At 68.8% G+C, this 237-nt stretch carries 1 protein-coding gene; it reads left to right on the forward strand.

The genetic code is table 11. The annotated features are described in order from the left end of the window. On the forward strand, window positions 1-237 hold a 237-nt coding region (locus tag ACZ6JE_RS15595; RefSeq protein ID WP_464319539.1), incomplete at both ends, for an Rv2175c family DNA-binding protein.

Here is a 237-nt window from a genome sequence, read left to right on the forward strand (position 1 = left end):
GTCGTGGGTGCCAAGGTGGCTGGCGCGCTGCGGACCCCGTCGGTCTTCCTCGATGTGGACGGTCCGCCGCGAAGCGATCTCCGGGGCACGATCACCGTGCTGCACGACAACGGGTTCAGCGATGAGGAGACCCTCGTCTGGTTGATGTCGACGGAGGAGTCGCTTGCCACCAGTCCCATCGCGGCCCTCCGGGCCGGTCGCAAGGCCGAGGTCCGACGCGTCGCACAGGGTCTCCTC

The sequence above is a fragment of the Frigoribacterium sp. AC759 genome (assembly GCF_979256015.1).